Here is a 13,663-nt window from a genome sequence, read left to right as displayed (position 1 = left end):
AGGCTGCGAATATAGGACCTTTGTCTGCGGATGCATACGAATCCTTACAGCGCACCGACAAAAAACCTGTCCGTTCGCTCAAGGCACTTTCACCAAAAATACGTTGTTACATTCCTCTCCCCGAGCCGCCTTCTTGCCCCTGGAACAAGAAGGCAAGAACGCAGTCATAGCGATGTGCCATATCGGCACTTCACAAGGAAACCCAGTGATGTTCAGCCGCACTCAGCGTTCGTCCGCCTTCCTCGCCACCAGTCTCTCCACCCTGATCCTCAGCAGCCTGTCACTCTCCGCCCAAGCCGTCGAGTTCAACTCCAATACCGCCTCGTACTCGGACAGGATCTCGGCCCTGCACCAGGAAGTAGACCTCAAGTACACCGTCCGCCCCAGCGGCTTCACCGTGGACGACCTGCAAAAGCTGCAGGATGGCCTCAAGAGCAGCAGCGCCGAGCTGGAAAAGCTCAAGGACCTGGTCAACAGCCAGGCGCGCCTGATCGAAGAGCTCAAACGCAACACCGGCAGCAGCTCCAACTCCACTGCCAGCGAGGTGAGCAACCTCAAGAAAACCACCAGCGAACAGGCCAGCCAGCTGAAAAAACTGGAAAGCCAGCTTGAAGACTTCAAGCGCAACAACGGCACAAGCTCAAGTTCCAACGCCAGCGAAGTGAACAACCTCAAGCGCGTGACCAGCGACCAGGCCAGCGAACTGGACAAGTTTGGCAAACAGATCGAGGAGCTCAAGCGCGGCAGCAGTTCAAGCTCCAGCTCGAACTCCAGCGAACTGACCAGCCTCAAGAGCACGGTCGGTAGCCAGGCCAGTGAACTGGACAAGCTCGGCAAGCAGATCGAGGAGCTCAAGCGCGGCAGCAGCTCAAGCTCCAGTTCGAGTTCCAGCGAGCTGTCCAGCCTCAAGAGCACCGTCAGCAATCAAACCAGCACCCTGGATAAGCTGGCCAGTCAGATCGATGACCTCAAGCGCGGCAGCAACTCAAGCTCCAGCTCGAGTTCCAGCGAGCTGTCCAGCCTAAAGAGCACCGTCAGCAATCAAGCCGGTACCCTGGACAAGCTGGAACGGCAGATCGACGACCTCAAGCGCGGCAGCAGCTCAAGTTCCAGTTCAAGCTCCAGCGAGCTGTCCAGCCTCAAGAGCGAGGTCAGCAATCAGGGCCAGAACCTGGACCAACTCAAACGCAGCCTCGAGGACCTGAGAAGCAAGGTGAAGTGATTCAAAGCCAGTAAACACGACAAAGCCCGCTCGATGCGGGCTTTGTTGTGCATGAAGGATCGAGCCAGATCCGCTCCCCAGGTCTTACGCCCCCAAAGCCATCTCACACCCGTGGCAGATGCTTGCTCACGCAATGAATGCCGCCGCCACCCGCGGCGATCGGATCGATATTGACCTGTTCCACCACCCGCCCCGGATAAAGCCTGGCCAGCAGGTCCTTGCAGTGCTGGTCCGCCGTCGCGTCACCAAACTGCGGAGCGATCACCGCGCCGTTGATCGGCAGGAAGTTGATGTAACCCGGCGCGAAATCCGGGTTGTCGCGGGTATACAGGTTGCTGCGTATCCTGGTCGGCGGCGGCAGGCTGTGGACCACCAGCTTGCGGCCATCGGCGTCGGTGGCGGCATTGAGGATTTCCAGGTGCCTGCGCGTCACGGCGTAGTCGTAGGACTCGGGGTCATTGTCCAGGTTGGCGATGACCACGCCGGGCTTGACGAAGCGCGCATAAAAATCGACATGGGCATCGGTGATGTCCTTGTCCTTGATACCCGGCAACCAGATGATCTTGCGCAGGCCGAGGTTGGCCTTCAGCTCGGCTTCGATCTGCGCCTTACCCAGGCCCGGGTTGCGGTTGTCGTTGATCCAGCAACTCTCGGTGATGATCGCGGTGCCATGCCCATCCACCTCGATGCCGCCACCCTCGCCCACTAGCGCGCTACGAACGTAGTCGGCCTCCATCTCCTCGCTCAGGGTATCGGCCACGCGGGTGTCGCTGGCCGAAGTCTGCTTGTCGCCCCAGCCGTTGAAGTTGAAATCCACCAGGCCCAGACCGCCCGCGCCGTCGACCACGAAGCAGCCGCCGTAGTCGCGCACCCAGACGTCGTCCAGCGACAAGGTCAGGAAGTCGATATTGCTGGTGCCACACTTGCTCTTGGCCAATGACAGCTGGTTGGCGCGGCACAGCACGGTCACCGGTTGATACTTGGCGATAGTCCTGGCCAGCAGGGCGATGGTGTCGTTCACCGCGCCCGCCCAGTCCTCCCAGACCCGGGACGACGCGCCGAAGGCCAGGATCACCCGCTCCTGCGGGCCGTGCTCGTCGGGCATGTACCAGTTGCCGGCCGGGGCGGCGGCAATGCGCGGGGCGCCGAAGCCGAGGCCAAGGGACGCGGCGGCACCGACTCCGCTGGCCGCCATCAGCTGCTTGATGAAGTCACGACGTGTAGACATGAGGTGTTCTCTGTTGAGTGAATCTCGAAGGGCGTGGCCACCCGGCTACCGGGTGCCCGCTCTGCTCTGGCGGTTGCTGGCTTCAGTCGTGAAGGCTGGTCTTGAAGGTGGTCCAGGCGCGCATTCGCGCCCGCATGTCGCGCTGCGCAATGTCCTTGCCGGGGATCAGCTGCCCATAGGTGGCCTCGTCCACATAGATATCCGGATTATTGCGCATGTCGGCCGCCACCATCGGCCTGGCCTTGGCGCTGGAGGTGGGATAGCCGGTGGCGTTGCTGATCGCCGCCATGTTTTGCGGGCGCATGATGAAGTTGATCAGCGCATAGGCGTATTCCGGGTGGCGGGCATCGGCCGGGATGGCCATGGTGTCCATCCACACCGTGGTGCCCTCCCGCGGAATACGGTATTGGAAGCGTGTCCCCTTGCCGATCTCGTCGGAGGTACGTTGGGCCTGGGTCATGTCGCCGCTGTAGCCGAGGGACAGGCAGATGTCGCCATTGACCAGCTGGGTCACCGGCTGCGACTGGAACTTGCGAATGTACGGCTTGATGCCCTTGAGCAGCGCCACCGCCTCGGCCAGCTCGTCCGGCTTGCTGCTGCGCGGGTCGTGGCCCAAGTAGTTAAGCACCACGGCCAGCACTTCGTCGGGCGAGTCGATCATGGAGATACCGCAGTCGGCGAACTTCGCCGCGACCTCGGGCTTGAAGATCATATCCAGGCCGTTCACTGGCGCATTATTCAGACGCTTGTCGATCATCGCCTGGTTCCAGGTCAGGCCGATGGTGCCCCAAGTGTAGGGCACGGTGGCATTCCGCGAGTATGGATACCGGGCCTGCAACGTGCGCAAGCCGGGCTCGATGTCATCCAGGTGCTCGAGCTTGCCCTGGTCGAGCTTCTGCAGGGCACCGGCGCGCATCAGGCGTTCGGCCACGGTGTCGCCGGGAAAGATCAGGTCATAACCACTGTGGCCGGACATCATCTTGGCTTCCAGCGTCTCACTGCTGTCCATCACGTCGTAGATAACCTGGATACCGGTCTCGCGAGTGAAGGCAGCCAGGGTCTGTGGGGCGAAGTAGTCCGCCCAGTTGTACAGGCGCAGGACCTTGTCCTCGGCCTGGACGCTGAGCTGCGAACAACCCAGGCCAAGGCCCAACACAAGCACCGACAGTTTCTTGATGAGGTTCATCTTCAGGCTCCCGGGCGCGACCAGTATTCGTGGGTTCGGCAACCGTCCAGGCCCAGCAGCGGGCCATACACTTCCGGGCGGCGATCCCGGTAGATGCCCCAGCTCAGGCGCTCCTCAGCCATGGCCGCAAGATCCAGCCGCTGTACCAGCACGCCCGTAGTGTCACGGTCAGCCTCGGCCAGCAGCTTGCCCTTGTGATCAGTGATGAAGGACGAGCCGTAGAACCTCATCCGCAACTGCGGATCGGTGGTTGCCGTCTCTTGCCCGACACGGTTGGCCGCTATCACCGGCAGGATGTTGGCGGCCGCGTGGCCACGCTGGGTCAGTTGCCAGTGGTCGCGCGAGTCCAGCCCGGCGGCGCCCGGCTCGGAGCCGATGGCCGTGGGATAGAGCAGCACCTCGGCACCCATCAAGGCCAGGCAGCGGGCGGTCTCGGGGAACCACTGGTCCCAGCAGATGCCCACGCCTATGCGGCCGAAAGCGGTATCCCAGACGCGGAAGCCGGTATCGCCGGGGCTGAAGTACTCCTTCTCCTGGTAGCCGATGGCGTTGGGGATGTGGGTCTTGCGGTAGACGCCTAGCAGACGGCCGTCGGCATCGGCCACCGCCAGCGAATTGAAGAAGGCATTGCCGGCACGCTCGAACCAGCTCAGCGGCAGCACCACGCCCAATTCCCGGGCGAGGTCGGCGAAGCGCCGGAGTACGGCGCTTTTGCCATATTCCTGCGCCAGGGCCAGGTGCTTGTGGTCCTGCTCGATGCAGAAGTACGGGGTGGCGAACAGCTCCTGCAGGAGGATCAATTGCGCGCCCTTGGCGGCGGCTTCCCGCACCAGTTGCTCGGCCTGGTCGAGGTTGTCCTCCAGATTCCAGCTGCAGGCGAACTGGGTGGCGGCGACGGTCAGATGAGTCATGGCATTACCCCTTCAGCGGCCAGGCCGGTTGCTGCTGGGTGATGCAATGCACGCCACCGCCGCCGTGGGCCAGCTGGTTGATCCGTACCGGCACCACCTCACGCCCGGGGAAAGCCAAGCGCAGGGTCGCCGCGGCCTCGTCATCGGCTGCGATACCGTAGGCCGGCATGATGATCGCGCCATTGGCGATGTAGAAATTGGTGTAGGAGGCGCAGAACACCTCGGCCTCCTGATCCACGGCATCGCTGGCTTCGAAGAGTTCGAGCATTTCGAAGCGGCGTCCCTGGGCATCGGTGGCCAGTTCCAGGGCGCGGCGGTTCTCGCGCACGACCTCGGCGTACACCGAAGATGAATCCCGGGTCGCGTCCACCAGCAGCACACCGGGCCGGGCGAAGGCGCAGACGCCGTCGACGTGGCCATCGGTCATGTCGCCGGTCACGTAGTCGGGATCGCCGGGCAGCCAGATGGTTTTCTTCACGCCCAGCAGGCGCGCGAAGATCTCCTCCATCTCGGCCTTGCTCATGCCGGGGTTGCGGTTGTCGTTGAGCAGTACCGATTCGGTGGTGATCAGGGTGCCCTGCCCGTCCACATGAATCGCGCCGCCTTCGTTGGTCAGCAATGTGTCGAAGCATTGCAGGCCGAGGTTGTCGAGGATGCGCCGCGCCAGGCTTTGGTCCAGGTCGCAAGCCGACTTGCCGCCCCAGGCGTTGAAGTGCCAGTTGACTCCAGCCGTGCCCAGACGCGGATGGCAGACGAAACTCGGACCGGAGTCGCGGCACCAGCTGTCGTTGATCGCCAGCTCGACCAGCTCGACATTCGCTCCACACAACTCACGGGCTCGCGCCACTGCGCAGGGGTCAACCACCATCTTTACCGGTTCGAAACGGGCGATAGCGTTGGCCACACGGGCAAAGTCGACCTGCACATCGGCCAGGGTCACGCCCCAGCTGTTTTCCCACAGGGCCTGGTTATGGGGAAAAGCCATCCAGGTGGCGGTGTGCTGTACCCATTCGGCGGGCATGAACCAGCCGTTCTGCGCATCGTTGAATTGCATACAAGTGCCTTAAGTTAAGATTTTGTTATCAATGAAAACCGCGACCGCGGCCATGACTTGTATGCTAGGCCTGTAAAAAAGACCGAACAAACGATAGATTTTGTCGAGTTCTGATTAGCCGGGCTTATCGATCATGCTTAAACACTGGCCACCCCTGAATGCCCTGCGCGGCTTCGAAGCCGCCGCCCGCCTGGGCAGCTTCCACAAGGCCGCCGAAGAGCTGCATCTCACCCAGTCGGCCATCAGCCAGCAAATTCGCAACCTGGAAAGCTTCCTCGAACAACCGCTGTTCTTCCGCAACGGCCGCAGCGTGGCCTTGACCGATGCCGGCTTCGACCTGCTCAGCACCACCCAGTCGCTGCTGCAGCAACTGGCCGTGGGCATCCGCCGCCTGGACCAGTACCGCAAACCCAACCAGCTGGTGGTCAACACCACCCCGGCCTTTGCCCGCCACTGGCTGGTGCCGCGCCTGGCGGACTTTCACCGGCTTCATCCGCAGGTTGATCTCTGGCTGCTGACCACCGACGAAACACCCGATATGGCCACCCAGACCATCGACATCGCCGTGCGCGACGACCTCAGCGCCCAGGCCGAATGCAGCTTTCGCGTATTGCTGGAAGACCGCCTGTACCCGGCCTGCCATCCCGCCTTGCTGGAACAGGCAGCGGACGCACGCACCACCCTGCACGGCGAGCGCGAGATGGACTGGAGCCATTGGCAGGTACAGGGCGGCGCCGATGTCGGCCAACACAACCAGGGGCTGAACTTCTCCGACCCCGGCCTGTTGCTGGACGCCGCCAGCCAAGGTTTGGGGATAGCCCTGGTCAGCCAACTGCTGGCCGGCCGCGCCCGGGATCAGGGGCTGCTGGTGGCGCTGGCGGAGCAGACCGTACGCGGCCCGAACTGGAGCTGGCTGGTGCACCGCGACAGCGAAGGCGACGCCCTCACCCGCAGCTTCTGCGACTGGCTGGCCGGGGCCCTTGGAAAGGCTTGAGCAGGTTTCCTGGCGAAGCCGGGACATCCATCAATCGCTCGGGTACACATCACCAACACCAGAAACGACAAAGCCCACACTGGGCGGGCTTTGTAGGTATTTGACAGGCATTCATGGATTGTTTGAAACGGCTGACTGGTGCCCGAGACAGGAATCGAACCTGCGACCTTCGCGTTACGAGTGCGCTGCTCTACCGGCTGAGCTACACGGGCGCTGGGCTAAACCTAGCACCGGGACCGGGGTTTTGCCATGTCACCCGCCCGGCAGGGAGCAAGGCACAAGCGGCAGATAGCAAAACGCCCCGAACCAGTCGGGGCGTTTGCTTGTTCAGCTCAGTGCTGCGGTCGTGTTAAACGCCCGAAGCCTTGGCTGCTGCCACGTCTTTGATGGACAGCTTGATACGGCCGCGGTTGTCCACGTCCAGTACCAGAACTTCCACTTCCTGACCTTCTTTGAGGATGTCGGTCACTTTCTCGACGCGAGCATCGCTCAGCATGGAGATGTGAACCAGACCGTCCTTGCCAGGCAGGATGTTGACGAATGCGCCGAAGTCGACGATGCGTTCAACCTTGCCGACGTAGATCTTGCCGATCTCGGCTTCCGCGGTGATGCCCAGAACGCGCTGACGCGCGGCTTCTGCGGCTTCCTTGGTTTCGCCGAAGATCTTGATCGAACCGTCGTCTTCGATGTCGATCGAAGCCTTGGTCTCTTCGCAGATCGCACGGATGGTCGCGCCGCCTTTACCGATGACATCACGGATTTTGTCGGTGTCGATCTTCATCGCGATCATGGTCGGAGCGTTGGCCGACAGTTCGGTACGCGACTGGCCAATGATCTGGTTCATCTGGCCGAGGATGTTCAGGCGAGCTTCCAGGGCCTGGCCCAGGGCGATCTCCATGATTTCTTCGGTGATGCCTTTGATCTTGATGTCCATCTGCAGCGCGGTGACGCCCTTGGCGGTACCGGCTACCTTGAAGTCCATGTCGCCCAGGTGGTCTTCGTCACCCAGGATGTCGGTCAGGACGGCGAATTTCTCGCCTTCTTTAACCAGGCCCATGGCGATACCGGCAACCGGCGCCTTCATCGGCACGCCAGCGTCCATCAGCGCCAGGGAAGCGCCGCACACGGAAGCCATGGAGCTGGAACCGTTGGACTCGGTGATTTCCGATACTACGCGGATGGTGTACGGGAACACGTCGGCGGCTGGCAGCATGGCCTGAACCGAACGACGGGCCAGACGGCCGTGACCGATTTCACGACGACCAGCGCCGCCCATGCGACCACACTCGCCCACCGAGAACGGAGGGAAGTTGTAGTGCAGCATGAAGGGGTCTTTTTTCTCGCCTTCCAGGGTGTCCAGCAGCTGTGCGTCACGGGCGGTACCCAGGGTCGCGACGACCAGGGCCTGAGTCTCGCCACGGGTGAACAGAGCCGAACCGTGAGTCTTCGGCAGAACGCCGACTTCGATGTTCAGCGGACGTACGGTGCGGGTGTCGCGGCCGTCGATACGCGGCTTGCCGTTGACGATGTTCTCACGAACGGTGCGGTATTCGATCTCACCGAAAGCGGCTTTGACGTCAGCAGCGGAAGGCTGGCCTTCTTCGCCGGACAGCTTGGCAACGACCTGGTCTTTCAGCTCGCCCAGGCGAGCATAACGGTCGGCCTTGACGGTGATGGTGTAGGCCTGGGAGATCGCTTCGCCGAACTCGGCGCGGATGGCGCCCAGCAGAGCGGTAGCTTCTGGAGCAGGAGCCCAGTCCCAGGTTGGCTTGGCGGCTTCGGCAGCCAGCTCCTTGACGGCCTGGATAACGGCCTGGAATTCGTCGTGGGCAAACAGTACGGCGCCCAGCATCTGGTCTTCGGTCAGCTCTTTGGCTTCCGACTCAACCATCAGTACCGCTTCTTCGGTACCGGCTACGACCATGTCCAGACTAGATGCCTGAAGCTGCTCGTAAGTCGGGTTCAGCAGGTAACCGGTGCTTTCGTGGAAAGCAACGCGGGCGGCGCCGATCGGGCCGTCGAAAGGAATGCCGGAGATCGCCAGGGCAGCCGAGGTACCGATCATCGCAGCGATGTCCGGATCAGTCTTCTTGCTGGTGGACACCACGGTGCAGACAACCTGCACTTCGTTCATGAAGCCTTCTGGGAACAGAGGGCGGATCGGACGGTCGATCAGACGCGAGGTCAGGGTTTCTTTCTCGGAAGGACGGCCTTCACGCTTGAAGAAACCGCCAGGGATCTTACCGGCAGCGTAAGTCTTTTCCTGGTAGTGAACAGACAGAGGGAAGAAACCCTTGCCTGGATCGGCTTGCTTGGCGCCAACCACGGTCACCAATACGCTGACGTCGTCGTCAACGGTGACCAATACTGCGCCGGAGGCCTGACGGGCGATACGGCCAGTCTCGAGGGTAACGGTCGACTGACCGAACTGGAATTTTTTGATTACCGGGTTCACGGTGTCCTACCTTCTTTGTGGCTCTTGGGGGAACTGGTTTCTTGCGAAATTCTTGGGCAATTCCGGGAATCGGCCCGGCCTGATTGTCCAGATAAAACTACTGTCCAGATAAAACTTGAGGCTGGGAGCCTGCCATGCGCCTGCGGGAAACCCACTGACGCATGGCAAACAACCAACCTCTAGCGCAATCGCTGATTAGCGACGCAGACCCAGGCGACCGATCAGAGCGCTGTAACGGCTCAGGTCTTTGCCTTTCAGGTAGTCCAGCAGCTTACGACGCTGGTTAACCATGCGGATCAGACCACGACGGGAGTGGTGGTCTTTACCGTTGGCCTTGAAGTGACCTTGCAGTTTGTTGATGTTGGCGGTCAGCAGTGCAACTTGCACTTCTGGCGAACCAGTGTCACCAACAGCTTGCTGGTAGTCGGTTACGATTTGAGCTTTTTCTTCAACGCTGAGTGCCATTTGGCTTTCCTCTTTAAAGGTAACGTTTCGAGAAACGCCACCAACAGGCCAGGGACAAATCCCTGTATCTATAAATGAGCTGTGACCGTGCCTGTTAACAGCCACCCTCTCCAGCCTGCTGTTACGCAGGCTGGTTCCGGTCATTCCGACCGAATCAGTCGACGCGGCGCAATGCGCCCGTCTTCGCTCACTTCACCGATACCGATAAAGCGACCGTTGTGATCCTGTACTCGCACCATGCCGAACTTCGGTGCATCGGGAGCCCGTACCGGCTGGCCGTTGAGCCAATAGAACGCGCTGTGCTCCGAGAACTGTAGCAGCGGCCAATCCAGCAGGCCGCTGTCCGATGGCATCAGGAAGCGGTCGACCGCCTCGTTGCCGCCTTCGGCATGTACCGCTTCAAGCTCTTCCAGCGTGACAGTCTGGGCCAGGCTGAAAGGACCGGCCTGGGTGCGACGCAGTTCCGCGACGTAAGCACCACAACCCAGCTTCTCACCGATATCTTCCACCAGGGTGCGGATATAGGTGCCTTTACTGCAGTCCACCGCCAGCCGCGCAGTATCGCCTTCAAAGGCCAGTAATTCCAAGCGCGCAATAGTAACAGAACGCGCTTCGCGCTCCACTACTTCGCCGGCACGGGCCAGCTTGTAAAGTGGTTGGCCATCACGCTTGAGGGCCGAGTACATAGGCGGTATCTGACTGATTTGCCCACGAAATTCCGGCAGCACCGCTTCAATATCGGCGCGACCAACGGTCACTTCGCGAGTCTGCAGGACTTCACCCTCGGCATCGGCCGTGGTGGTGGTCTTGCCCAACTGCATCAGGGTTTCGTAACCCTTGTCGGAATCGAGCAGGTATTGCGAGAACTTGGTTGCCTCGCCAAAGCACAACGGCAACACGCCAGTGGCCAGGGGGTCGAGGCTACCGGTATGCCCGGCCTTTTCGGCATTGAGCAACCAGCGGACTTTTTGCAGTGCCGCGTTGGAGGTGAACCCCAGCGGTTTGTCGAGCAGGATGATACCGCTGACGTTACGACGGATACGCTTGACCTGAGCCACCGCTTACTCCTTGGCGTCTTCGGGTGTAGCGGCGTGCTGGCTGTCTTCGGCCACGGCGCGCTCGATCAGGGCCGACAGATGCGCACCCCGCACGACGCTTTCGTCGTAGTGGAAATGCAGCTGTGGAACGCTGCGCAATTTCATCTCGCGAGCCAGTTGCATGCGCAGGAAGCCGGCGGCCGAGTTCAGCACCTTGATGCTCTGGGCGATATCGTCGGCGTTGTCCTGGCCCATCACGGTGATGAAGATCTTGGCGTGACCGACGTCACGGCTGACTTCAACGGCGGTAATGGTGACCAGGCCGACGCGCGGATCTTTGACTTCACGACGGATCAGCTGAGCGAGCTCACGCTGCATCTGGTCGCCGATACGTTGGGTGCGGCTGTATTCTTTTGCCATGTCTTGTTACCTGTTGCTGCCTCGCGGTGAAACCCGCAAGGTCTGAAAGCGGCAAACGCCCGGCCTGACAGAAGCCAGACCGGGCGTTGCGTTTAGAGTCCGGACGATGCGCCGTGCATTTGCATGCAGCTGGCCATCATGGCTCTTGAAGTGCGCGAGTTAGAGGCTGCGAGCAACCTGAACCTTCTCGAAGACTTCGATCTTGTCGCCGACTTTGACGTCGTTGTAGCTCTTCACACCGATACCGCATTCCATGCCGGCACGTACTTCGGAAGCGTCATCCTTGAAGCGGCGCAGGGATTCCAGCTCGCCTTCGAAGATAACGATGTCTTCACGCAGTACACGGATTGGACGGTTACGGTGAACGACACCCTCAATCACCATGCAACCGGCAATCGCGCCGAACTTCGGCGAACGGAACACGTCACGAACCTCGGCAACACCCAGGATGTTCTCCCGAACGTCGCTGCCCAACATACCGGTCAGGGCTTTCTTGACGTCTTCGATGATGTCGTAGATCACGTTGTAGTAACGCATATCCAGACCTTCCTGCTCGACGATCTTGCGCGCGCCGGCATCGGCACGCACGTTGAAGCCGAACAGTACAGCGTTGGAAGCCAGGGCCAGGTTGGCGTCGCTTTCGGTGATACCACCGACGCCGCCGCCGACTACGCGCACTTGCACTTCGTCGTTGCCCAGGCCGTTCAGAGCGCCTTGCAGAGCTTCCAGCGAACCACGGACGTCGGATTTGAGGACGATATTGAGCGTCTTCTTCTCTTCCTGGCCCATGCTTTCGAAGATGTTTTCCAGCTTGCCGGCGTGAGCGCGAGCCAGTTTGACTTCGCGGAACTTGCCTTGACGGAACAGAGCCACTTCACGGGCTTTCTTCTCGTCGGCAACCACGCTCATCTCGTCGCCAGCGTCCGGGGTACCGTCCAGGCCGAGGATCTCGACCGGAATGGCCGGACCTGCTTCCTTGATCGGCTTGCCGTTCTCGTCGAGCATGGCGCGCACGCGGCCATAGTTCGAGCCGACCAGCACCATGTCGCCTTGACGCAGGGTACCGTCCTGAACCAGCACGGTCGCTACCGGGCCGCGGCCCTTGTCCAGGCGCGATTCAACCACGACGCCACGGCCAGGAGCCGAAGGAGTGGCGGTCAGTTCGAGAACTTCGGCCTGCAGCAGTACGGCTTCGAGCAATTCATCGACACCGGTACCCATTTTCGCGGAAACCGGAACGAATGGAGTATCGCCACCCCAATCTTCGGAAGTCACGCCGTGAACCGACAGTTCGCTACGGATGCGATCAAGGTCGGCACCCGGCTTGTCGATCTTGTTCACCGCGACAACCAGAGGTACGCCGGCGGCCTGGGCGTGCTGAACGGCTTCAACGGTCTGCGGCATCACGCCGTCGTCCGCTGCGACCACCAGGATCACGATGTCGGTTGCCTTGGCACCACGAGCACGCATTGCAGTAAACGCAGCGTGACCCGGAGTATCGAGGAAGGTGACCATGCCGCGTTCGGTTTCAACGTGGTACGCACCGATGTGCTGGGTGATGCCGCCGGCTTCGCCAGCTGCCACCTTGGCACGACGGATGTAGTCGAGCAGCGAGGTCTTACCGTGGTCAACGTGACCCATTACGGTCACTACTGGCGCACGAGGAACCGCTTCACCTTCGAACTTCAGGGACTCGGCCAGGGAATCTTCCAGGGCGGTGTCGCTGATCAGGGTCACTTTGTGGCCCAGTTCTTCAGCAACCAGCTGGGCAGTTTCCTGGTCCAGTACCTGGTTGATGGTGGCCGGGGTGCCCAGCTTGAACATGAACTTGATGATTTCGGCAGCCTTGACCGACATCTGCTGGGCGAGATCGCCAACAGTGATGGTTTCGCCGATTTTCACTTCACGCACGACCGGGCCGGTTGGGCTCTGGAAACCGTGAGCGTTGCGTTTCTTCAGCTTGGCCTTGCCGCGACCACCACGACGGAAGCCATCGCTTTCTTCGTCGGTAGTACGTGGGGCGACACGTGGAGCCGGGGCCTTTTCCTTTACGGAAGCGCGATGCGGAGCGTTTTTACGCTCGCCATCGCCACCACGACGGTTGTCGTCGTTACGGCTCTTGTCCGGGCGACGCTGCTCGTCCTTCTTGCGCACTTCAGCGACCGGCGCTGGAGCGACAACAGGTACGTCCTCAACAATCGGCGCGGCAACCACCGCAGGCGCGGCGACAGCTTCAACGGCAGCAGATTGCGCAGCAGCAGGCTGGCGACGCGCTTCTTCTTCGGCGCGACGCTTGGCTTCTTCTTCAGCCTTCTGACGTGCAGCATTTTCTACTGCGCGACGTTCTTCCAGTTCACGTTGGCGCTCGGCTTCGATCTCTTCCGGGCTGCGCTGTACGAAGACTTTCTTCTTGCGTACTTCAACGCTGATGCTTTTGCTGCCAGCAACGCGCAGGGTGCTGGTGGTTTTACGCTGCAAAGTGATCTTGCGCGGTTCTTCCACTTTCGCCTTGTGGCTGCTCTTCAAGTGAGTCAGCAACGATTGCTTCTCACTGTCGGTAACATGTTCCTCGGCGGCGGTGTGCGGCAGACCTGCCTCACGCATCTGCTGCAACAGGCGCTCTACCGGTGTTTTGACCTCATCGGCCAGTTGTTTCACCGTGACTTGCGTCATGCACTTCTCTCCTCAGGC

11 protein-coding genes and 1 tRNA gene are annotated in these 13,663 nt (G+C 61.0%); 2 read left to right on the top strand and 10 right to left on the bottom strand.

Translation table 11 applies throughout. The features are described from left to right. The first annotated feature begins 208 nt into the window (after positions 1-208). Positions 209-1,222, top strand: coding sequence for a hypothetical protein (locus BLV20_RS18275; protein WP_092303804.1), 1,014 nt, complete (start codon positions 209-211; stop codon positions 1,220-1,222). A gap of 103 nt (positions 1,223-1,325) precedes the next feature. Here BLV20_RS18275 and BLV20_RS18270 read toward each other — a convergent pair whose 3' ends face one another. The 4 genes from BLV20_RS18270 to BLV20_RS18255 all read right to left on the bottom strand — a co-directional run bounded on the left by BLV20_RS18270 (position 1,326) and on the right by BLV20_RS18255 (position 5,601). Then, complete coding sequence (locus BLV20_RS18270; RefSeq protein WP_092303802.1) at positions 1,326-2,450, bottom strand: agmatine deiminase family protein; 1,125 nt, start codon at positions 2,448-2,450, stop codon at positions 1,326-1,328. A gap of 82 nt (positions 2,451-2,532) precedes the next feature. Next, on the bottom strand, positions 2,533-3,636 hold the full coding sequence (locus tag BLV20_RS18265; protein WP_092303800.1) for an extracellular solute-binding protein: 1,104 nt from the start codon (positions 3,634-3,636) through the stop codon (positions 2,533-2,535). A 2-nt stretch (positions 3,637-3,638) separates the two neighbouring features. Continuing rightward, a complete protein-coding gene (aguB, locus tag BLV20_RS18260; RefSeq protein ID WP_092303798.1) occupies positions 3,639-4,547 on the bottom strand; it encodes an N-carbamoylputrescine amidase in 909 nt (302 codons plus the stop codon). A gap of 4 nt (positions 4,548-4,551) precedes the next feature. After that, on the bottom strand, positions 4,552-5,601 hold the full coding sequence (locus BLV20_RS18255) for an agmatine deiminase family protein (protein ID WP_092303796.1): 1,050 nt from the start codon (positions 5,599-5,601) through the stop codon (positions 4,552-4,554). A gap of 133 nt (positions 5,602-5,734) precedes the next feature. On the opposite strand from BLV20_RS18255, the gene BLV20_RS18250 reads away from it, so the two are divergent. Then, positions 5,735-6,595 (top strand): LysR substrate-binding domain-containing protein, encoded by an 861-nt coding sequence (locus BLV20_RS18250; RefSeq protein ID WP_092303794.1) that lies wholly within the window; start codon positions 5,735-5,737, stop codon positions 6,593-6,595. A gap of 136 nt (positions 6,596-6,731) precedes the next feature. Here BLV20_RS18250 and BLV20_RS18245 read toward each other — a convergent pair. From BLV20_RS18245 to infB, 6 genes are all read right to left on the bottom strand, one after another. Continuing rightward, positions 6,732-6,807: transfer RNA gene (locus tag BLV20_RS18245), tRNA-Thr, on the bottom strand. 137 nt (positions 6,808-6,944) lie between these two features. Next, positions 6,945-9,050, bottom strand: a complete 2,106-nt coding sequence (gene pnp / locus BLV20_RS18240; RefSeq protein WP_092303792.1) for a polyribonucleotide nucleotidyltransferase — start codon at positions 9,048-9,050, stop codon at positions 6,945-6,947. Positions 9,051-9,245: 195 nt separating this feature from the next. Beyond that, positions 9,246-9,515 carry a 30S ribosomal protein S15 gene (gene rpsO, locus BLV20_RS18235; protein WP_009042128.1) on the bottom strand — a complete coding sequence of 90 codons (270 nt, stop codon included), beginning with the start codon at positions 9,513-9,515 and terminating at the stop codon, positions 9,246-9,248. Positions 9,516-9,655: 140 nt separating this feature from the next. Continuing rightward, complete coding sequence (truB, locus tag BLV20_RS18230; RefSeq protein ID WP_007920884.1) at positions 9,656-10,573, bottom strand: tRNA pseudouridine(55) synthase TruB; 918 nt, start codon at positions 10,571-10,573, stop codon at positions 9,656-9,658. A gap of 3 nt (positions 10,574-10,576) precedes the next feature. Then, positions 10,577-10,972 carry a 30S ribosome-binding factor RbfA gene (gene rbfA, locus BLV20_RS18225; RefSeq protein ID WP_007920881.1) on the bottom strand — a complete coding sequence of 132 codons (396 nt, stop codon included), beginning with the start codon at positions 10,970-10,972 and terminating at the stop codon, positions 10,577-10,579. 159 nt (positions 10,973-11,131) lie between these two features. Next, a complete protein-coding gene (infB, locus tag BLV20_RS18220) occupies positions 11,132-13,645 on the bottom strand; it encodes a translation initiation factor IF-2 (RefSeq protein WP_092303790.1) in 2,514 nt (837 codons plus the stop codon). Positions 13,646-13,663: the final 18 nt, after the last annotated feature.

Source organism: Pseudomonas sp. NFIX28, assembly GCF_900107395.1.
In the GTDB taxonomy this organism is placed as follows: Bacteria; Pseudomonadota; Gammaproteobacteria; order Pseudomonadales; family Pseudomonadaceae; genus Aquipseudomonas.
The sequence above is the reverse complement of the archived record's forward strand: the minus strand, read 5'-3'. Positions and strand labels throughout refer to the sequence as shown.